This is a genomic window from Serratia sp. PL7, from assembly GCF_945957435.1.
The window spans coordinates 35,905-54,998 of the sequence record NZ_CAMFLB010000009.1; the positions used below are offsets into that span (position 1 = coordinate 35,905).

19 protein-coding genes are annotated in these 19,094 nt (G+C 61.1%); 6 read left to right on the forward strand and 13 right to left on the reverse strand.

Annotation, left to right across the window (positions count from 1 at the left end; translation table 11 throughout):
• Positions 1-10: 10 nt before the first annotated feature.
• From N6G83_RS29330 to N6G83_RS29355, 6 genes are all read right to left on the reverse strand, one after another.
• Positions 11-1,198, reverse strand: coding sequence for a PLP-dependent aminotransferase family protein (locus N6G83_RS29330; protein ID WP_025304906.1), 1,188 nt, complete (start codon positions 1,196-1,198; stop codon positions 11-13).
• Between the two features lie 44 nt (positions 1,199-1,242).
• Positions 1,243-1,944, reverse strand: a complete 702-nt coding sequence (livF, locus tag N6G83_RS29335) for a high-affinity branched-chain amino acid ABC transporter ATP-binding protein LivF (RefSeq protein WP_025304905.1) — start codon at positions 1,942-1,944, stop codon at positions 1,243-1,245.
• Position 1,945: 1 nt separating this feature from the next.
• A complete protein-coding gene (gene livG, locus N6G83_RS29340) occupies positions 1,946-2,716 on the reverse strand; it encodes a high-affinity branched-chain amino acid ABC transporter ATP-binding protein LivG (RefSeq protein WP_025304904.1) in 771 nt (256 codons plus the stop codon).
• Positions 2,713-3,996 carry a high-affinity branched-chain amino acid ABC transporter permease LivM gene (locus N6G83_RS29345; RefSeq protein ID WP_260515957.1) on the reverse strand — a complete coding sequence of 428 codons (1,284 nt, stop codon included), beginning with the start codon at positions 3,994-3,996 and terminating at the stop codon, positions 2,713-2,715. Before N6G83_RS29345 ends, livG begins: the two co-directional genes overlap by 4 nt.
• Entirely contained in the window at positions 3,993-4,919 is a 927-nt protein-coding gene (gene livH / locus N6G83_RS29350; RefSeq protein ID WP_015376290.1) for a high-affinity branched-chain amino acid ABC transporter permease LivH, read from the reverse strand. The genes N6G83_RS29345 and livH overlap by 4 nt, the downstream gene beginning before the upstream one ends.
• A 117-nt stretch (positions 4,920-5,036) precedes the next feature.
• Positions 5,037-6,152, reverse strand: a complete 1,116-nt coding sequence (locus N6G83_RS29355) for a branched-chain amino acid ABC transporter substrate-binding protein (protein ID WP_025304902.1) — start codon at positions 6,150-6,152, stop codon at positions 5,037-5,039.
• A 405-nt stretch (positions 6,153-6,557) separates the two neighbouring features.
• On the opposite strand from N6G83_RS29355, the gene panM reads away from it, so the two are divergent.
• Genes panM through N6G83_RS29370 form a run of 3 tightly spaced genes read left to right on the forward strand, consistent with a single transcriptional unit; the run spans position 6,558 to position 10,220 of the window.
• A complete protein-coding gene (gene panM, locus N6G83_RS29360; RefSeq protein ID WP_049209366.1) occupies positions 6,558-6,950 on the forward strand; it encodes an aspartate 1-decarboxylase autocleavage activator PanM in 393 nt (130 codons plus the stop codon).
• A complete protein-coding gene (locus N6G83_RS29365; protein WP_260515958.1) occupies positions 6,947-8,164 on the forward strand; it encodes a DUF3142 domain-containing protein in 1,218 nt (405 codons plus the stop codon). The genes panM and N6G83_RS29365 overlap by 4 nt, the downstream gene beginning before the upstream one ends.
• A 43-nt stretch (positions 8,165-8,207) precedes the next feature.
• Positions 8,208-10,220: a hypothetical protein gene (locus N6G83_RS29370; protein ID WP_373276042.1), complete on the forward strand. Its 2,013-nt coding sequence runs from the start codon at positions 8,208-8,210 to the stop codon at positions 10,218-10,220.
• 64 nt (positions 10,221-10,284) lie between these two features.
• Here N6G83_RS29370 and rpoH read toward each other — a convergent pair whose 3' ends face one another.
• The 4 genes from rpoH to ftsY form a co-directional block, all read right to left on the reverse strand.
• A complete protein-coding gene (gene rpoH, locus N6G83_RS29375) occupies positions 10,285-11,142 on the reverse strand; it encodes an RNA polymerase sigma factor RpoH (protein WP_004934345.1) in 858 nt (285 codons plus the stop codon).
• Positions 11,143-11,459: 317 nt separating this feature from the next.
• A complete protein-coding gene (ftsX, locus tag N6G83_RS29380; RefSeq protein WP_025304898.1) occupies positions 11,460-12,413 on the reverse strand; it encodes a permease-like cell division protein FtsX in 954 nt (317 codons plus the stop codon).
• On the reverse strand, positions 12,403-13,074 hold the full coding sequence (gene ftsE, locus N6G83_RS29385) for a cell division ATP-binding protein FtsE (RefSeq protein WP_004934337.1): 672 nt from the start codon (positions 13,072-13,074) through the stop codon (positions 12,403-12,405). The genes ftsX and ftsE overlap by 11 nt, the downstream gene beginning before the upstream one ends.
• A gap of 5 nt (positions 13,075-13,079) precedes the next feature.
• Positions 13,080-14,660, reverse strand: coding sequence for a signal recognition particle-docking protein FtsY (gene ftsY / locus N6G83_RS29390; RefSeq protein WP_089196411.1), 1,581 nt, complete (start codon positions 14,658-14,660; stop codon positions 13,080-13,082).
• Positions 14,661-14,902: 242 nt separating this feature from the next.
• On the opposite strand from ftsY, the gene rsmD reads away from it, so the two are divergent.
• Positions 14,903-15,523, forward strand: a complete 621-nt coding sequence (gene rsmD, locus N6G83_RS29395) for a 16S rRNA (guanine(966)-N(2))-methyltransferase (protein WP_197791449.1) — start codon at positions 14,903-14,905, stop codon at positions 15,521-15,523.
• Positions 15,513-15,785 (forward strand): DUF1145 family protein, encoded by a 273-nt coding sequence (locus tag N6G83_RS29400; protein WP_004934327.1) that lies wholly within the window; start codon positions 15,513-15,515, stop codon positions 15,783-15,785. The genes rsmD and N6G83_RS29400 overlap by 11 nt, the downstream gene beginning before the upstream one ends.
• A 3-nt stretch (positions 15,786-15,788) precedes the next feature.
• Here the strand turns inward: N6G83_RS29400 and N6G83_RS29405 are convergent, their stop codons facing one another.
• Positions 15,789-16,145 (reverse strand): DUF2500 domain-containing protein, encoded by a 357-nt coding sequence (locus tag N6G83_RS29405; protein ID WP_025304895.1) that lies wholly within the window; start codon positions 16,143-16,145, stop codon positions 15,789-15,791.
• Between the two features lie 159 nt (positions 16,146-16,304).
• Between N6G83_RS29405 and N6G83_RS29410 the strand changes: the two genes are divergently transcribed.
• Positions 16,305-16,931 carry a lysoplasmalogenase gene (locus N6G83_RS29410; RefSeq protein ID WP_033644998.1) on the forward strand — a complete coding sequence of 209 codons (627 nt, stop codon included), beginning with the start codon at positions 16,305-16,307 and terminating at the stop codon, positions 16,929-16,931.
• 40 nt (positions 16,932-16,971) lie between these two features.
• On the opposite strand, the gene N6G83_RS29415 is transcribed toward N6G83_RS29410, so the two are convergent.
• The gene (locus tag N6G83_RS29415) at positions 16,972-17,349 is read right to left on the reverse strand and encodes a protease inhibitor Inh/omp19 family protein (protein WP_260515964.1); all 378 of its coding nucleotides are present in this window, start codon (positions 17,347-17,349) and stop codon (positions 16,972-16,974) included.
• 54 nt (positions 17,350-17,403) lie between these two features.
• A complete protein-coding gene (locus tag N6G83_RS29420; RefSeq protein ID WP_025304892.1) occupies positions 17,404-18,867 on the reverse strand; it encodes a serralysin family metalloprotease in 1,464 nt (487 codons plus the stop codon).
• Between the last annotated feature and the right edge of the window lie 227 nt (positions 18,868-19,094).

The window sequence follows — 19,094 nt, forward strand, 5'->3', positions numbered from 1 at the left end:
GCCGCGAGGATTACAGCGAACGGCGCAGGCGCGCCACCGCTTCTTGCATCTGCTGCTCGGTGGCGGTGGCGAACGACAGGCGGAAGGTTGAACGATCCGGGTTGTCGGAGAAGAAGTATTCCCCCGGCACGAACACCACACCCTGCTGCAAGGTCGTGTTCAGCCATTCGGTGGCGTTGAACGGCTGGCGGAAGCGCGCCCACAGGAACATGCCGCCCTTCGGCTTATCGAAGGTGATGTAGTCGCCCAGCTCCTGCTCCACCAAACCGGCCAGGATCTCGCCCTTTTGCTTGTAAGCGGCGCGGATCTTGTCGATCTGCGCCGGCAGGCGATCCAGGCCGAGATAGCATTCGACGATGCTCTGCGACAACGCGCTGGCGTGCAGATCCGCCGCCTGTTTGATGATCGCCACTTTGTGCAGCAGGAACGGCGGCAGGATCGCCCAGCCCAAGCGCAGGCCCGGCGCCAGGATCTTGGAGAAGGTCGAGGTATAGATGATGTGGTCAGTGTTGCCCAGCACCTGCTGTGACACCTGATGCAGCGTCGGGTGGCGCTCTTCGGTGAAACGCAATTCGCCGTACGGATCGTCTTCGATGATCAGGAAGTTATGTTCAGCAGCCAGCTTCACCAGCAGTTCACGGCGCGCGGCGCTGAGGGTGATGCCGCTGGGGTTGCCGAAGTTCGGCACCACGTACACGCCCTTGATGCGCTGGGTTTTCAGCAGCTCGGCCAGCTCTTCCACCACCATGCCGTCGCTGTCGGACGAGACCGACATGATGTTGGCCTCCGCCAGCTCCAGCGTTTGCAGCGCCGCCAGGTAGGTCGGGCGCTCCACCACGAACACATCGCCTGGGTTGACGATGGCGCGCATCACCAAATCCAGAGCCTGCTGAGAGCCGGCGGTGACCATTACCTCTTCCGCGCCAGCGGTGACGCCGCGCTCGGCGCACAGCGCGCAAATACGCTCACGCAGCAGCGGGCTGCCTTCGGTCAGGCCATACTGGAACGCGCTTTTCGGCTGTTCGGTGATCGCCTGCTGGGTGGCGATGCTCAATCCTTCGAAATCGAACAGCGCATCAGAGGGGATGCCGCCCGCCAGCGAAATGACGTGTTCCATCTTGCTGTGCTTAAGCAATTCACGGATGGCCGAACTTTTTACGTTAACGATGCGCTGCGCGAGTAACCCTTCTGTCTTCATTTCTTCTTCTCGTACCTGATTATTTTAATTCGTAGGGGGGCGGATTAACCGCCCAGATACGCCGACCTCACTGCTTCGTTGGCTAACAATGCAGCCCCCGTATCTTCCAACACCACGCGGCCGTTTTCCAGCACATAACCGCGGTCCGCCAATTTCAGCGCCTGATTGGCGTTTTGCTCCACCAGGAAGATGGTCATGCCCTCTTCCCGCAGTTGCTGAATGATGTCGAAAATCTGCTGGATAATGATCGGCGCCAGCCCCAGCGAGGGCTCGTCGAGCAGCAGCAGCTTCGGCTGACTCATCAGCGCGCGGCCGATGGCCAACATCTGCTGTTCGCCGCCGGACATGGTGCCGGCACGCTGGCTTCGGCGCTCCAGCAGGCGTGGGAACAACGTGAACACCCGTTCAATGCGCTGTTGATACTGCTGGCGATCGGCGAAGAAGCCGCCCATCGCCAGGTTTTCTTCCACCGTCATGCGCGAGAAGACGCGCCGCCCTTCCGGCACGATCGCCACCGCTTCGCGCATGATGCGCGAGGTTTGCCACTGGGTGATGTCCTGGTCCTGAAAGACGATGCTGCCTTCGCTGGCGCGCGGTTCGCCGCACAAGGTACCGAGCAGCGTGGTTTTACCGGCGCCGTTGGCGCCGATTAACGTCACAATTTCGCCCTGACTTATCGTGAGACTGACCTGATGCAGCGCCTGAATTTTGCCGTAATGGGCGGATACCTGATTGAATGACAACATATTATTCTTCGCCCAAATAAGCCCGGATCACGTCCGGGTTGTTGCGGATCTCCGCCGGTGTGCCCTGCGCCAGCGGCGTGCCCTGATTCACCACGTAAATGCGGTCGGAAATGCCCATCACCAGCTTCATGTCGTGCTCGATCAGCAACACCGAGACCTTATGCCGATCGCGCAGCTCGACGATCAGGTGATCCAGCTCGTCGGTCTCTTTCGGGTTGAGGCCGGCGGCCGGTTCGTCCAGCATCAGCAGCTCCGGCCGGGTCACCATGCAGCGGGCGATCTCCAGCCGCCGCTGCTGCCCGTAGGCCAGGTTGCCCGCCGAACGGTTGGCCATCTCCAGCAGGCCGACGCGCTCCAGCCACTCCGCCGCGCGCGCCAGCGCCTCGGCTTCGGCGCGGCGGAAGGCCGGGGTTTTCAGCAGCCCGGCGAACACGCCGCTTTTCAGGTGCTGATGCTGCGCCACCAGCAGGTTCTCAATCACCGTCATTTCACGGAACAGCCGCACATGCTGGAAGGTGCGCACCACGCCCATGCGGGCGATGGCCTGCCCCGCCAACCCTTCCAGGTGGCGATCGCGCAATTTGATGGTGCCGCCGGTCGGGCGGTAAAAACCGGTCAGGCAGTTGAACACCGTGGTCTTACCGGCGCCGTTGGGGCCGATCAGCGACACGATTTCGCCTTCGTTCAGCGTCAGCGCCACATTGTTGACCGCCAGTAGCCCGCCGAAACGCATCGACAGGCCCTCTACCTGCAGTAAAGGTTGAACGCTCATGCCTGTTCCCCCTTGCCCGCGTGAATGTCCGCCGTCTGCAGCTTCAACTGCGGCCGTTTCATCGGCAACAGCCCCTGCGGCCGCCAAATCATCATCAGCACCATCAGCGCACCCAGCAGCAACATGCTGTACTCATTCAGATCGCGCATCAGCTCGCGCGACACCACCAGCAGGATTGCCGCCAGAATGACCGCGAACTGCGAGCCCATACCCCCCAGTACGACGATCGCCAACACGAAGGCCGACTCGACGAAGGTGAAGGATTCCGGGCTGACGAACCCCTGGCGCGCGGCGAACAGCGTGCCGGCAAACCCGGCGAAAGCGGCGCTGATGGTAAAGGCGGTCAGCTTGATGCGCGTCGGGCTGAGGCCCAGCGAGCGGCAGGCGATCTCGTCTTCGCGCAGCGCTTCCCAGGCGCGCCCGAGCGGCATGCGCAGCAGGCGGTTGATGACGAACAGCGTCAGCACCACCAGCAGCAGCGCCACCAGGTACAGGAATACGATGCGATCGCTCGGATCGTATTTCAGGCCGAAGAAGTTATGGAAGGTATCCCAGCCGCCGTCGCGCAGGCTGCGGTTGAACTCCAGGCCGAAGAAGGTCGGTTTCGGGATCTGGCTGATGCCGTTCGGCCCGCCGGTGATCTCGGTATTGTTCAGCAGCAGGATGCGCACGATTTCGCCGAAGCCGAGCGTCACGATCGCCAGATAGTCGCCGCGCAGCCGCAGCACCGGGAAACCGAGCAGGAAGCCGAAAGCGGCGGTGACGATACCCGCCAGCGGTAGGCTCTCCCAAAAGCCGAGGCCGTAATAGTGATTCAGCAGCGCATAGGTGTAGGCGCCGATGGCGTAGAAACCGCCGTAGCCGAGCACCAGCAGACCGGACAAGCCCACCACCACGTTGAGGCCGAGGCCCAGCATCACGTAGATCAGCGTCAGGGTGGCGATATCCACCGTGCCGCGCGAGACCAGGAACGGCCAGGCGACCGCCGCGACGATGAGCAAAGCCGCCAGCAGCTTTTGCCGCGGCGTGGTGCCGTCGAAGCTCGGCAGCACGAACGCCGGGCCGGAGACTTTTTTCAATCCCTGCTGCAGCAGCGGGCGCAACAGCTGGAAGAAAAAGACGATGACGCAGCCGATGCCGATCCACATCCAGCGCACTTCCGCCGCGCCGTGCACCACCAGCTTGGTGCCGTCCAGGCTGAGCTGCATGCCCATCAGGAACGACGCCATCACGAACAGCACCGCCGTGGCGATCAGCGCATTGAGCAGATTGAGTTTCATACTTTCTCAACCTCCGGACGCCCGAGGATGCCGGTCGGCATGATCAGCAGCACCACGATCAGCAGCGCGAACGACACCACGTCTTTGTATTCGGTGCTCAGGTAGGCAGAGGTCAGCGCTTCCGCCACGCCCAGTACCAGGCCGCCAATCATCGCACCGGGAATGCTGCCGATGCCGCCCAGAACCGCGGCGGTGAAGGCTTTCATACCGGCCATAAACCCGATGTAAGGGTTGATGACGCCGTAGAACTGGCCGAGCAACACCCCGGCCACCGCCGCCATCACCGCACCGATAACGAAGGTCAGCGAGATCACCCGGTCGGTGTTGATGCCCAGCAGGCTGGCCATCTTCAGATCTTCCGCACAGGCGCGGCAGGCGCGGCCCATGCGTGAATAGCGGATAAACAGCGTCAGCGCCAGCATCGCCAGGAAGGTCACGAGCCAGATGGTCAGCTGCATGGTGCTGATGGTGGCGGCGAAGCCGTTGCTTTCTCCCAGCACCCACTGGCCGGTCACTAGGCTAGGCAGCGCCAGATCGCGTGAGCCCTGCGTCAGGCTGACGTAGTTTTGCAGGAATATCGACATGCCGATGGCCGAGATCAGCGCAATCAGGCGCTTGGAGTTGCGCACCGGCTTGTAGGCCACCCGTTCGATGCTCCAGCCGTAGGCGCTGGCGATAACGATCGAGACCAGGAACGCGGCGCCGATCAGCAGCCAACCGACGTCGATGCCGAGCATCATCAGGGCGGCGATAACGATAAAGGAGACATAGCTGCCGATCATGTACACCTCGCCGTGGGCGAAGTTGATCATGCCGATGATGCCGTAAACCATGGTGTAACCGATGGCGATCAATGCATAGGTGCTGCCCAACGTTAAGCCGTTGAACATCTGCTGCAGAAAATAGAGGAGTTGCTCTGACATACTCTGAACCCTTGGCTGCGAAACCCGCCGGCGGAGAACCGGCGGGTAAAGGGAGACGGGGCCGGCAAGCCGACCCGCCGGGCGCAGCGGGCTGCGCCCCACCCTAATCATTATGGCTTATTTGATCGGTGTGGACGTGCCGTTGGCATGCCATTCGAACACGCCGAACTCGAAGCCTTTCAGATCGCCCTTGTCATCCCAGGTCAGCGGCCCCATCACGGTCTCCACCGGCTTGCCGGTTTTCAGATCCTTGACGATGTCCGCCGGCTCCTGGCTGCCGCTGCGCTCCATGCCGGTGGTCAGCGACTGCAGCGCAGCATAGGTGGTCCAGACGAACGGGCCAGTCGGATCCAGCTTCTTGGCTTTCAGCGCATCGACGATCGGCTGGTTGGCAGGCACCTGATCGTAGCGTTTCGGCAGCGTCACCAGCATGCCTTCCGAGGCGGCGCCGGCGATGTTGGACAGCGAGGAGTTGCCCACGCCTTCCGGCCCCATGAAGCGAGTGGTCAACCCGGCCTGCTTGGCCTGACGCAGGATCTGCCCCATTTCCGGGTAGTAACCACCGAAGTACACGAAGTCGATATTTTCTTTCTTCAGGCGCGCCACCAGGGTGGAGAAGTCTTTGTCGCCGGCGGTGATGCCTTCGAACATCGCCACTTCGGTGCCCTGTTTTTTCAGGCTGTCGCGCACCGAGCGCGCCAGGCCTTCGCCGTATTGCTGCTTGTCGTGCACCACGGCGATGCGCTTCGGCTTGATGTCGCTGAGGATGTATTTGGCGGCGGTCGGGCCCTGATCCGAATCCAGGCCGGTGGTGCGCAGGATCATCTTGTAGCCACGGGTAGTCAGATCCGCGTTGGTGGCCGCCGGGGTAATCATGATCACGCCTTCGTCTTCATAGATATCGGACGCCGGCTGGGTGGATGAGGAGCACAGGTGGCCGATCACGTAGCGAATGCCGTCGTTGATCACCTTGTTGGCGACCGCAACTGCCTGTTTCGGGTCGCAGGCGTCGTCGTATTCCACGCCGACCAGCTTGTCGCCCTTGATGCCGCCCTTGGCGTTAATGTCGGCAATCGCCTGGCGCGCGCCGGTAAACTCCATGTCGCCATACTGCGCGACCGGGCCGGACATTGCCCCGACGATCGCCACCTTGATGTCTTTCGCCATGGCCGCCTGGCTCATGGCCATCGCAATACAACCCGCCAGCAGTGCCTTACCTGTTGTTAATTTCATCCGCAAATCCCCATCTGTCGTTGTGAACGTACCTGTTGTGTTTGCCTGTGCCCGATCGTTATTGACCGCTTTTGTTATAAGTAATAATGATTTAGGCGTTTTGTCGGCATTATTTTCTAATAAGACTTTATTTTTCATGCCATTAAACAGGAATTTTCTTCTGCAAATCAACTTCATCTGGCAGAAACAAGCGGTGTAAACAGGATAAAATTCGAATTAAATCTGCGCTATTTACCTTGAGGCGTAGTGCGTTGTGCTGGTTAACAATCCGTTTACTAACTATTTACTCGGAAAATGCCCCGTGCAAAAAACATATTGCACAGTAATCGTACAGAAAAACTTACACAACGCTCTGCACAAGATCTATTACACTGTCGACATCATTTAGCTGCGCGGAAATTCTGCATGAAACTGACCATCGAGCGCCTGACCGCGCTGTCCCCGCAAGACCTTATCGACCTCGGTAAAATTTGGCCGCACCAGCAGCCGGAACAGTGGCAAGGCTGGCTGAGCGACGGCAAGGCGCTGTTTGCCGCCCGCTTCAACGAGCGTCTGCTGGGTGCGGTGAAAATTGCGCTGCAGGACGACCGCGCCGAACTACAGGATCTGCTGGTACGCGAAGTGACGCGCCGCCGCGGCGTCGGTCTTTATCTGGTGCAGGATGCACAGCGTCAGCTGCCGCAGGTCGCCCACTGGCAGCTGTCGACCGCCGGCCTGGCGCCGCGTGAACGTGGGGAAGTCGATAACTTCATGCGCGCCTGCGGCTTCGCGCCGCAGGGCGATCTCTGGCAAAAATGAAGCGCCGGCTGGCGGCGCTGGTCTTGATTGCGCTGGGGTTGGCGGCCTGGTTCGCCGGGCGCCAGCAGGCGCAGCGCCTGGCCTCAGGCTGGGATCAGCAGGTTTATGTCTGGCAGCGAGTTTGGACGCCGCAGCACGCCGATGCGCTGGCGAGCAGCCGCGATCTGTTCGCCAAGCTGCGGGTGCTGGCGTTGCAGGTGCATCCGCGTGAAGGCTGGCGGGAAATCCCGGCCGATCTCAGCCTGCTGAAGCAGGACGGCCGCCCACTCTGGCTGGTAGCCCGCCTCGACGGCCAGCTGCCGCAGCTGGATCAAGAGGCCATTATCCAGCGCCTGCTGGCGCTCACCCAGCGCTGGCAGGCGGCCGGGCTGCCCGTCACCGGCATCGAGATCGATCATGATGCCGCCACCGCCCGCCTGCCGGACTACCAACGCTTTCTGCAGCGGCTGCGCCAACGGCTGCCCGCCGCTTTGCAACTCGGCATCACCGCCCTGCCGGCCTGGATCGGCTCACCCAACCTGCCCGGCGTACTGCAACAGGCCGACAGTTCCGTCCTGCAGGTGCACGCGGTGCTCTCGCCGCAGCAGGGGCTGTTTGACGGCCCGCTGGCGCTGCGCTGGGTGCGGCAGTACGCTGCCGTCACACCGAAGCCGTTTCACGTCGCGCTGCCGGCCTACGGCATGGCGTTGTTGGGTTTTGATGCGCAAGGCGCGCAGGTGGAGAGCGAATCCTCGCTGCGCGTGGCGGGCAACGGGCGCGAGCTGACGGTCGCGCCGCAGCAGATCGCCGATTTTCTGCAAACGCTGGCGCAGCAAACGCCGCCCCGGCTGCGCGGCGTGATTTGGTTCCGACTGCCGCTGGCGGACGATCGGCGCGCCTGGTCGCTCGCCACGCTGCGAGCGGTGATCGAGCGCCGGCCGCTGAACGTCGACTGGCAGGTAAAATTTAGGCCTCAGCCACAGCAAAACGGGCTGTATGATCTGATAATTCACAACAACGGGCCGGTGGACGCCCCGCTGCCGCAAGAGGTGGTCATCCGCGCCGACGACTGCCTGGCGGCGGACGCGGTCGGCCACTACCGGCTGGAATCCGCACCGCAACAGCAACGCTTTATTCGCATCAGCAGCGACCAACTGCGCGCCGGGCAATCCCGGCCGTTGGGTTGGCTGCGCTGCCAACAACTGACGCCAGGAGGCACCCTTGTCACACCTTGATTCGCGCGCGGCACGGAACACCCGCCGCCTTCTTCCGCTGGCCATGCTGATCGGCGCCGCACTGCCGCTGAGCGGCTATGCCTGCGGCCCGGATTTCCCTAACCGGCTGCTGATCGACCGCAACGGTACCCTGCTGTATATGCCGGAGGGCAATTTCGCCTTCGAAGCCGGCCGGCTGGTGCCGATGGATAAACAGTTGCCGCACTGGCAAGCCCCGCCGCCGCCGATGCCGCCGAAACCGATGCCGCAATCGCCGGAAACGATCGCGATCGGTAAAATGCGCGCAGCCAAAACGGTGGAAGAGGCTGACGCCGTCAATACGCAGGGGTTGTCCAACGCCGCCCGTCTCTATCAACTGGGCGCCGTCGCTTTCGCCAGCCACGATCCGCGCGCCACAGACTATTTCCAGCAGGTGCTGAAGCTACCGGCCGCCGAGCAGGGCGACTGGGGACTGCGGGCGCAGTATTCGCTTGGCCGCGTCCTGATGGCTGACCACGGTACACCGGTGAATGAATCCGGTGAAGCGGTTCCCGCCGCCGAGCATCCGCCTAAAGCCGAACTTGAACAGGCGCTGACGGCATTCCAGCAGGTGATCGACCGGGTGAAAAGCGGCGCCGCCGATCCCGAACAGTTGGCATTGAGCAGCCTTGGTCAGCAGGCGCGCATCCACCTGTGGCTGGGTGACGTCGCCCCCGCCGCCCACCTCTATGCGCAACAGGCGGCGCAGGGCGATCCGAGCGGCGGGCAGTCGCTGCAGTACGTCTCCAGCCTCCTGGTCAACCCCGACCATTTGGACACGCTGAAACAGATTATCGGCGATCCGTTGATCCAGCAGTTGGTGACCATTGAGCTGTTCGCGCGCAGCGGCAACCTGCAAATGGCGGATACCGACGGCAACGGCCGCTCCGCCCAGATCATCAGCCAGATCCTGACGCTGCTGGACGGCTCAGTGAAAAGCGGCTTCGCCGGCAGCGATCGGCTGGCGGCGTTGGCTTACCGTTCGGGGCAGTACCCGATGGCGGCGAGCCTGCTGAAAAACGCCGGCGACAGCGGCCTGGCGTGGTGGCTGCGCGCGAAAATGGCGCTGCGCGACGGCGACGTGAAAGCCGCCACTGCCGCCTACGCCAAGGCGGCAAGCGCGTTCCCCGCCGACGAAAGCTGGGGTGAACAACGCAACGCCGACTTCGTCGCAGAAACCATCGTGCCCGAGTGCCGGGTGGCCGGCGAACAGGCCATCCTGGCGCTGAACCGCGGCGACTATCTGCAGGCGATGGACCTGCTGTATCGCGGCAAAGCGCTCTACTGGGCCGACGTGGCCGACGTGGCGGAACGGGTGCTGACCGTCGATGAGTTGAAAGGCTTTGTCGATAAGCACGCCCCGGCGCCGACGACGCCGCTCAAGCCGGTAAACCCGGACGACTACGGCGGCCAGCAGATCACGCCGGAAGTGCAGCTGCGCGAACTGCTGGCGCGGCGGCTGATGCGCGCCGGGCGAGCGCCGGAAGCGCTGGCCTATTTCGATATCCCCAACTACCGGCAAGCGGCGCAGCAGTTCGCCGACGAACTGAAGGCCGCCAAGGACAAATCCGCCGCGCCGCTGACGCGCGCGCAGGCTTACTATCGCGCCGCCAACCTGCTGCGCGCCCAGGGGCTGGAGTTTACCGGGTATGAGATGACGCCGGATTACGCCATCTATGGCGCCGGCTATTCCTATCTGGGGGATGCGTTCGATACTCGCGAGCTGAAGCATAAAAGCTGGATCGACAGCGCAGAAGCGGCGCGCGCCAAGGCGGCGCTACCGGAGGAAGACAACCGTTTCCTGCACTATCGCTGGCAGGCGGTGGGGCTGGCGCAACAGGCGGCCGATCTGCTGCCGCCGAAGAGCCAGGCCTATGCCGCCGTGCTGTGTAACGCTGCCAGCTGGGTTATCAAGCGTGATGCCAAAACCGGCCGTGCGCTTTATCAGCGCTATATCAACACCGGCACCCGTTATCCGTGGGCGGCGAAATTCGGCTACGACTGCCCGGCGCCGGACTTCACCGCCGTGGCGCCATAACGCCGAATTTCAGGCACTAAAAAGCCCGGCTTGCCGGGCTTTTTTTATCGAATCTCGCATCGACTCAGGCTTCGATCGCCATTTTGAGTTTCTTCATGGCGTTCTTTTCCAGCTGACGCACGCGTTCGGCGGAAACGCCGTACTGATCGGCCAGCTCCTGCAGCGTCGATTTGTTGTCATCATCCAGCCAACGGGCGCGGATGATATGCTGGCTGCGCTCGTCCAGACCTTCCAGCGCATAGGCCAGTTTGTCTGCGGCGTTGCTTTCCCAGTTATCTTCCTCGATGCCTTCGGCGAAGTCCGAGCTTTTGTCCTGCAGGTACAGCACCGGCGCCATCGACTGGCCATCGCGGGCCTCGTCGTCCGGAGTCGGATCGAACGTCATGTCCTGCGCCGCCATGCGAGATTCCATCTCGCGCACGTCTTTGCTGGTTACGCCCAGCTCGCGGGCCACCAGTTCCACTTCGTCCTGGTTGAACCAGCCCAAACGCTGTTTGGTTTTGCGCAGGTTAAAGAACAGCTTGCGCTGCGCTTTGGTGGTCGCCACTTTCACGATGCGCCAGTTGCGCAATACGTACTCGTGGATTTCCGCCTTAATCCAATGCACCGCAAAGGAAACCAGACGCACGCCGACTTCAGGGTTGAAGCGGCGAACGGCTTTCATCAGGCCGATATTGCCTTCCTGAATCAGATCCGCCTGCGGCAGACCATAGCCTGAATAGTTGCGGGCAATATGAGCGACAAAGCGCAGGTGAGACAGGATGAGCTGCTTAGCGGCATCCAGATCGCCCTGATAATGCAGCCGTTCAGCCAGCTCCCGCTCTTCCTCTGCCGTCAGCATCGGATAGGCGTTGGCTGCCCGGATATAGGCTTCCAAGCTACCTTGGGGTACTAAGGCTAAAGTTTGCATTTCTTTGGTCATTCAAACCCTCTCTATGAGAATACAAAATCATGCAGGTGATTATTACAGCGGGGAAATGATTGATTCTACGGCAGTTGCTGAAGCAAAAGCGGTTCCACACGCCGGGCACCTTAACATTTGCTGCAATTTTTGACCGTACTCCGCCCTAAAAGTTCACCCTTTTTTGCAAGCATTGTCGCTGACAATACGTGACGAGGGTGAAGGCCGATAGGGAATTTGTGCGCTAAGAAGAGAGGGGTGGTGCTGACTTCGCTTGAGGTCACTCTTCTCCCGCAACGCGATCAAAAGCAGCAGGAGAAGAGTATACCAAAAAAATCTTACTGTGGTGTAAATCGGCGTAAATGTTGCACCGTCGCCAGCCAGGCGGCGATCCAGCCGATCATCGCGGAGATGATCAGCAGCAACAGCGCCTCATCCCAGCCCAGCCCGTGCAGGGTGAAGGTGGTGCCGAATACCTTGGCGACCCCGACGACCACCGACTCCAGCTGCCACACCAGCGCGCCGGAGAGCACCAGCGACAGCAGCGCACCGGCAAAGCCCAGCATCGCCCCGCCGTTGAGGAACGGCCGCAGAATAAAGCCGTCGGTGGCGCCGATCAGCTTCATCACGTTGATGGTGTCGCGACGGCTGAAGATGCTCAGACGCACGCTGTTGCCGATCACCAGGAACACTGCCACGATCATCAGCACGCCGATGATCGCCGCGATCTGGCCCGCCAGCCCGGTCAGCGCCGCCAGTCGGGCAAACCAGCTGTCATCCATACGCACTTCTTCCACGCCCTGCACCGCCGCTACGCGATCGCGCAGGGTGTTGAGGGTGTCCGAACTCTGGAAGCTCATCTTCGGCGTGACGATCGCCACCGCCGGCAACGGGTTCTCTTCCAGCATGTCCAGCGCGCCGCCAAAGCCCGACCAGTTACGGAACTCGCCGCGCGCTTCTTCACGCGACAGGTAGTTCACCTTCTCCACGCCGGCTTCCGCCTTGATGGCGTCGAGCACTTTCAGCGCCGCGTCGTCATCGAGCGATTTATCCAGGTAGACCGTCAGTTGCGGCGTCGGGTACCACTGGCTGGCCGCGGTGCTGACGTTTTTCCACACGATGTAGCACACGCTCGGCAGCGTCAGGGAAATGGCGATCACCATCACCGTCAGCAGCGTCGCCAACGGCTGGCGCAGCATGTCTTTGATGGCGTTCATCCAGGCATAACGCCACTGTTCGCGCCAGCCGCCGCGCAGCGCCTTGCTCTTGGCGGTTTTTGCGTTATTGGCCATGGTGAGCGCCCCCCTGCATGCGGCCCTGGCTCAGCGTCAGGATGCGGTAATTGCGACGGGCGATAAGCCCGGTGTCGTGCGTCGCCATCAGTACGGTCACGCCGACGCGGTTGAATTCTTCAAACAGGCGCAGAATGCCTTCCGACAGCGCATCATCCAGGTTACCGGTCGGTTCATCCGCCAGCAGCACCGCCGGCTTGTTCACCACCGCGCGGGCGATGCCCACGCGCTGCTGCTCACCGCCGGACAGCTGAATCGGGAAGTTTTTCGCTTTATCCAGCAAACCGACTTTGTCCAACGCGGCGGAAACGCGGCGGCGGATATCTTCGGTGCTGGCGCCGGCGATGATCAGCGGCATCGCCACGTTGTCATACACCGTGCGATCCAGCAGCAGGTGGTGATCCTGGAAGATCATGCCGATCTGCCGACGCAGGAACGGCACCTCGCGGTTTTTCAAACGGCTGATGTCGTGCCCGCCAAACCAGATGTGGCCGGCGCTGGGCCGTTCGATACCGCAAATCAGTTTCAGCAGGGTACTTTTCCCCGCGCCGGAATGGCCGGTCAGAAACGCCATTTCCGCCGGGCGCAGATGGAAATCAACCCCCTGCAGCGCTTGCCGTCCGCCCAGATAAGCTTTACTGACCTGTTCAAAGCGAATCATCCGTATTAATCCTCTCGGGCAAAAAGTGCCTCAATAAAATCGTCAGCCTTAAACGGCCGCAAATCTTCGATGCCTTCCCCGACGCCGATATAGCGGATCGGGATACCGAACTGATCGGCGATGGCGAAGATCACCCCGCCCTTGGCGGTACCGTCCAGTTTAGTCAGCGTGATGCCGGTTAAGCCCACGGCCTCATTAAATAATTTCGCCTGACTGACCGCATTCTGGCCGGTGCTGGCATCGAGCGTCAGCATAACCTCATGGGGGGCCTGGTCGTCCAGTTTTTTCATGACGCGGACGATCTTCTTCAGCTCTTCCATCAGGTGCGATTTATTCTGCAGACGGCCGGCGGTATCGGCGATCAACACATCGATGCCGCGCGCCTTGGCGGCCTGCACCGCATCGAAGATCACCGAAGCGGAATCCGCGCCGGTATGCTGCGCCACCACCGGAATGCGGTTGCGTTCGCCCCACACCTGCAGCTGCTCCACCGCGGCGGCGCGGAAGGTATCCCCCGCCGCCAGCATCACCGACTTGCCTTCCGCCTGGAACTGACGCGCCAGCTTGCCGATGGTGGTGGTTTTACCCACGCCGTTCACGCCGACCATCAGGATGACATACGGGGTTTTCCCGCTGACATCCAGCGGCTGATCGACCTTGGCCAGAATTTCGGACATTTCCTCCTTCAGCTTGCCGTACAGCGCTTCAGCGTCTTTCAGCTGCTTGCGGCTGGCGTGCTGAGTCAGGGAGGTGATGATCTTGCGCGTGGTCTCCACGCCGACGTCGGCGATCAGTAGCTGTTCTTCCAGCTCGTCGAACAGGTCGTCGTCGATCTTTTTACCGCGGAACAGCCCCATAAAGCCGGAACCGAGGTTTTGTTTGGTCTTCAGCAGGCTGCGCTTCAGGCGGGCGAAGAAGCCTTCTTTGGTCGGCCTTTCCTGTTCTTGCGCCGCGGCCGGCACCACAGGTTCAAGCGGCGCTTCTTCCGGCTCCGGTTCAGGTTCGACGATTGGCTCGGGTTCAACGACCGGCTCGGGTTCAACGACCGGCTCGGGTTCAACCACCGGCTCGGGTTCGACGACCGGCTCGGACTCAACCACCGGCTCGGGCTCAACCACCGGCTCAGGCTCGACCACCGGCTCAGGCTCGACCACCGGCTCAGGCTCGACGACCGGCTCAGGCTCGACGACCGGCTCAGGCTCGACGACCGGCTCAGGTTCGACGACCGGCTCAGGTTCAACCACCGGTTGCTGCTGCGCCACCACTTGCTCGGTGACGCTGACGATCTCTTCAGCCAACGCTTGCGGCGCCGCCGGATGTTCAGCCGCCGCCGGCAGGTTTTCCGCGATTTGCTCGCCGGCCTGACCGTTATCCCACTCCCCCGGGGTGTCGACGGAGGCGGCAGGTTCAGATTCCTGGGCGGGGAGCTTGTCATCCAGCTTGGCGGCGGCCGGTTCAGCCGGCGTCTCCGCGGCCTGAGGTTCCGCCTGCTCTACCGGCTGCTCAGGTTGCTGTTGCTCTTCTTCCTTTTCCTTCTGGCCAAAGCCCAGCCAGGAGAAAAACCCACGTTTCTTATCTTTTGCCATGTTATGACTCTACTCCGTACCGAAGGCTCGCTTACCCTACATACCTGAAGGATATATGCTGACAATAATCCGCCGAGTCTATCACTTTCCCTCGCGCAGCAACACGTATCCGGCATGCTTTCCGGTGTGAAATCAGACAACAACGTTTTACCGTTCCCCCCGACGCCCGTCACCGGTAGAATAGGGACAACTTTTCGTTAACCTCTGCGGCCCCGCGCCGCAAAAGAAATCAAACAACGCTTATGACAAGACTCTCGCCACGGGCCGCGGCCAAAAAGCCGCCCCAGGCCGCAGCCGGACAGATCCGCATCATCGGCGGCCAATGGCGCGGCCGCAAACTCCCGGTGCCAAACAGCCCGGGGCTGCGCCCCACCACCGATCGGGTGCGTGAAACCCTGTTCAACTGGCTGGCGCCGGTGATTCAGGGCGCGCGCTGCCTGGACTGCTTCGCCGGCAGTGGCGCATTAGGGCTGGAAGCGCTGTCGCGCTATGCCGGCAGCGCCACGCTGTTAGAATTCGAGCGGCCGGTGGCGCAGCAACTGGAAAAAAATCTGGCGCTGCTGCAGGGCAAAGGGGGGGTTATCAACACCAACGCGTTGAGCTGGCTGGCGGGCGACGGTCAACCGTTTGACGTGGTGTTCCTCGATCCGCCGTTTCGCAAAGGCCTGCTGGCGGAGACCGTCTTGTTACTGGAGCAGCGTGGCTGGCTGGCCGACGAGGCGTGGATCTATGTAGAAGCCGAGGCGGAAAGCGCCGCGGCGGACGTGCCTGCCAGCTGGCAGTTGCACCGGGAGAAGGTCGCCGGTCAGGTGGCTTATCGCCTTTATCTTCGTTCGAAAGAGAAAACCGACCATGCTGATTAATCTGGGCCGCTTGCTGATGCTGTGCGTATGGGGCTTCCTGCTCTCTAACCTGTTCCATCCGTTTCCCAAGCCGCTGAAGTATTTCATCGACGTGGCGCTGTTTTTTATGGTGGTGATGCATGGCCTGCAGCTGGTGCTGTTGAAATCCACCCAGCCGAAGGATCAGCCGATCAGCTACTGGCAAGAGGCCAAGATCTTTATCTTTGGCGTGTTTGAGCTGCTGGCCTGGCAAAAGAAACAGCCGCCCATCAAGAAAAAGTGACCGCTACGGCTGAACGGTGAACGAGACGAACCGCGTGCCCTGCATGTTTAACGTGCCGTGCGCGCCTTTTTCTATCGGGTTGTACTGCCATTGCTTCAGCCGCAGCGTAATGTCTTCACCGCCCTGGTTCGGGCTGAACACCACCTCGTAATACATCGGCTCGTTGACCAACGGCTCGCGCTGCGGCGCACGGGTCTTGGCGACCGGGAAGCTCCGCTTGTCGCTCACCGTCACCTGCAGACTGCGCATCGGCGCACGATCGTTTTCCGCCTCCTGCTGGCGCTGTTTGAAGTAGCGTTGCGTGGCCAGCACGGCGATCAACGCAATGACGGCGACAAAAAATAACGGTGGCTTACTCATCGGTTTCCCATTTCCTTCACGGCCAAATCGGCGTAAACATAGCATTCTCAAGAAAGCATTGTCGATCGTCGGCAGGCTACCTACACTGAAATAAGAAGTGACATGGGTGACAGTTTGGAGCCGGTGGTTGCGGCTCCCTCCTACATAAGGATGACATCAATGAGTTGGCCGTTCCTTGCCGTATTCTTTTCCGGTTGGCTGTTCGTCGACGCCTCTTACCGCGGGCCGCGCTGGCAGCGTTGGGTGTTCAAACCCGTCACGCTGTTGCTGCTGTTGCTGCTTGCCTGGCAGGCGCCGGTGCTCAGCGCGGCGGGTTATCTGATCGTACTCGGCCTGCTGGCAACGCTGATCGGCGATGCGCTGCTTCTGTTGCCGCGCGAGCGGGTGCTGTACGCCATCGGCGCCTTTTTCCTGTCCCACTTGCTGTACACCCTGAGTTTCGCCAGCCAGATGACGTTCAGTCTGTTCTGGCCGCTGCCGCTGGCGCTGCTGGCGATCGGCGCATTGCTGCTGGCCGCCCTTTGGACCCGGCTGGAAGAGATGCGTTGGCCGATCGTCACCTATGTGGCGATGACGCTGCTGATGGTCTGGCTGGCGGGTGAGCAATATTTCCTGCGCAGCACCGATTTCGGCTTCTCGCTGCTGACCGGCACCTCGCTGCTGCTGCTGGCCAACGTGGTTTGGCTGCTCAACCGCTACCGCTTCACCTTCCGCGCGGCGGACGCCATCGTGGCTTTCTGTTACTTTTCCGGCCACTTCCTGATCGTGCGTTCGCTCTACCTGTAGAGACCTGCCGCGGGTTCGGCGCGCCGAACCCGTTTCTTCATCAAGCCAGCGCTTTCAACGTCAGGGCATCACCCGCACCCAGCTGATTGCGGTACAGATCGCCGTCGCGCGAGAAGAACGCCAGCGTGCTGCCATCCGCCTGCAGCAGGGCGATGCCGTCCGGCGCCGGGCGCCAGCCCACCACCTCGGCCGCAAATACGCTGTGCAGACAACGCTGCCGATCCACCAGCTGGTAGCCGTTGGTCTCGCTTTGCTCATTGGCCAGAAGCTCGATTTGGCATTGCCTTTCGCTGTCGGCTACCTGCCATTGCCCCGCCAGAGACTGCGCGGTCGGCAGCGCCAAACTGCCGGCCATCACCGCACTCGTCACCATCATGCCTCCCGCCGCCAGCGCGGCGCGCGTTAAAGTACCTTTCATACCGGCTCCCACATCACGCCCGGCCGAGACTGCGCCGGGCGCTCCGTTGCTGAGTTACACGATAAAGTCAGTGGCGACGTCTACCTGACCGACGATTTTCACCAGGAAGTCCGGCGCCTGATGACCCCCGATGTTCACCGACAAATCGGTCACGTTGTTGGACGCGTTGTAGCTCAGCAGCGCTTCACCGGCCGCGCCGCTGAAGTGATCGACGAAGTGAATGAAGTCGCTGCTCTGCGCCTCTTTGTTGAAGAACGACAGATCAATCTTGTCGATCCCTTTCTGGAAGTCGCGGATCCAGTCTGAAGCGCCCGGTGCGGAATCGCTGGCGGCAGAGAACACGAAGATGTCTTTACCGGCACCGCCCCACAGCTCATCCGCCCCGCCGCCGCCGAACAGCACGTCGTTACCCGCGCCGCCTTTCAGCACGTTATTGGCCGCGTTGCCGACGATCACGTCGTTGCCGGAACCGCCAATGGCGTTCTCAATGGTCACACCGGCGGCGATCGACACGTTGCCCTTCAGGCCGCCCACGTCGGAGAACGACTTCTCGTTCAGGTTGATGCGTTGGTTAGCGGTGTAACCGGAGAAGTCGAAGGTATCGTTGCCGCCCGCATCCCAGGCCGCAAAGATCACTTTTTGCGAGTTGCTGGTGGTGCTGAGGAAGTCACGACCGGTGTTGGAGTTAAAGCCGTACACGGTGTCGCCGGTGCGGGTCGACAGGTTGGCGCCATACAGGTGCTGAATGGCGGCAATGTCATCCAGCAGCGGAGCCGCGGCGTAATGACCGCCGTTGTCGCCACCGGTATTGGTTTCACTCCAGTAGCTCATCAGGCTGAACTGACGAGTATCTTCCGCGTAAGTGACGTCGCGGTAGGTCGGGTTGCCTTCACCGGCGTTGTAATCGCCCGGGTGGCTCAGGCCCAGCGCATGGCCAATTTCATGGGTGAACGTCTGGCGGCCGTAGTCTTCGGTCGCCGGATGCTTGACGTTGGACTGATTGACGTTGTACCAGGTCTGGCCCCCCAGATCCTGGCCCTGCCAAATGGTGTTCGGCAGGAAGGCGTAGGCCTGGGTGCCGTAATCATAGTGGCCGGGGCGATCCTGGCTGTAGTTGCCGAAGGTGATATTGGCCTTTTGTCCGGCCGCCACTTCGGTGAAGGTGATATTGGCGACGTCGGCCCAGGACTGCAGCGACAGCTTAGCCTGCTGCTGCTGTTCCGCGCTGAACTTGCTCAGCCCGGTGTCGCCGGCGACGTTAGTGGAAGAGAACTTATAATCCGGGAAGGAGAAGGTTAATTTGATCGGCTGGCCAAATACCTTGTAACCGTTCCAGGTTTGGTTCTCGCGGGTAATAAACAGCCCAGCTTGCTCGTTAGAAAATGAATCCTTGCCATTAATCTGAATCCCGTTACCCCGCTCATGATAATGCAGCAGGTCGTCTACAGCATCGTAACCGGTTGTCGCGGCCGCGAGGCTGGATTCAGTAATTTCAATTGCCTTTTTAGTAGATTGCATTGGTTCGATTCCACTCATTACCTGATTGATATCAATCAGACAGATAGACATAACCTCCCCGTAAGCCACGGTTAATGAACCTCAAGCTTGCTGGAAGGGGCTTATGCGCCGTTACCGGCAGTGTGTTAGGTAGAATTAATGCATATATATCAGCAAATAAGATCACCATTAAAAATGGTAATCGATTCCAATTATAGGCAGGACCGTAAAACTGCACATAAAATAAT

Bases quoted from the DNA above. Each gene is read 5' to 3' on its own strand.
- N6G83_RS29330 (WP_025304906.1), bottom strand. From the start codon at position 1,198: ATGAAGACAGAAGGGTTACTCGCGCAGCGCATCGTTAACGTAAAAAGT.
- livF (WP_025304905.1), bottom strand. From the start codon at position 1,944: ATGTTGTCATTCAATCAGGTATCCGCCCATTACGGCAAAATTCAGGCG.
- livG (WP_025304904.1), bottom strand. From the start codon at position 2,716: ATGAGCGTTCAACCTTTACTGCAGGTAGAGGGCCTGTCGATGCGTTTC.
- N6G83_RS29345 (WP_260515957.1), bottom strand. From the start codon at position 3,996: ATGAAACTCAATCTGCTCAATGCGCTGATCGCCACGGCGGTGCTGTTC.
- livH (WP_015376290.1), bottom strand. From the start codon at position 4,919: ATGTCAGAGCAACTCCTCTATTTTCTGCAGCAGATGTTCAACGGCTTA.
- N6G83_RS29355 (WP_025304902.1), bottom strand. From the start codon at position 6,152: ATGAAATTAACAACAGGTAAGGCACTGCTGGCGGGTTGTATTGCGATG.
- panM (WP_049209366.1), top strand. From the start codon at position 6,558: ATGAAACTGACCATCGAGCGCCTGACCGCGCTGTCCCCGCAAGACCTT.
- N6G83_RS29365 (WP_260515958.1), top strand. From the start codon at position 6,947: ATGAAGCGCCGGCTGGCGGCGCTGGTCTTGATTGCGCTGGGGTTGGCG.
- N6G83_RS29370 (WP_373276042.1), top strand. From the start codon at position 8,208: ATGCTGATCGGCGCCGCACTGCCGCTGAGCGGCTATGCCTGCGGCCCG.
- rpoH (WP_004934345.1), bottom strand. From the start codon at position 11,142: ATGACCAAAGAAATGCAAACTTTAGCCTTAGTACCCCAAGGTAGCTTG.
- ftsX (WP_025304898.1), bottom strand. From the start codon at position 12,413: ATGGCCAATAACGCAAAAACCGCCAAGAGCAAGGCGCTGCGCGGCGGC.
- ftsE (WP_004934337.1), bottom strand. From the start codon at position 13,074: ATGATTCGCTTTGAACAGGTCAGTAAAGCTTATCTGGGCGGACGGCAA.
- ftsY (WP_089196411.1), bottom strand. From the start codon at position 14,660: ATGGCAAAAGATAAGAAACGTGGGTTTTTCTCCTGGCTGGGCTTTGGC.
- rsmD (WP_197791449.1), top strand. From the start codon at position 14,903: ATGACAAGACTCTCGCCACGGGCCGCGGCCAAAAAGCCGCCCCAGGCC.
- N6G83_RS29400 (WP_004934327.1), top strand. From the start codon at position 15,513: ATGCTGATTAATCTGGGCCGCTTGCTGATGCTGTGCGTATGGGGCTTC.
- N6G83_RS29405 (WP_025304895.1), bottom strand. From the start codon at position 16,145: ATGAGTAAGCCACCGTTATTTTTTGTCGCCGTCATTGCGTTGATCGCC.
- N6G83_RS29410 (WP_033644998.1), top strand. From the start codon at position 16,305: ATGAGTTGGCCGTTCCTTGCCGTATTCTTTTCCGGTTGGCTGTTCGTC.
- N6G83_RS29415 (WP_260515964.1), bottom strand. From the start codon at position 17,349: ATGAAAGGTACTTTAACGCGCGCCGCGCTGGCGGCGGGAGGCATGATG.
- N6G83_RS29420 (WP_025304892.1), bottom strand. From the start codon at position 18,867: ATGCAATCTACTAAAAAGGCAATTGAAATTACTGAATCCAGCCTCGCG.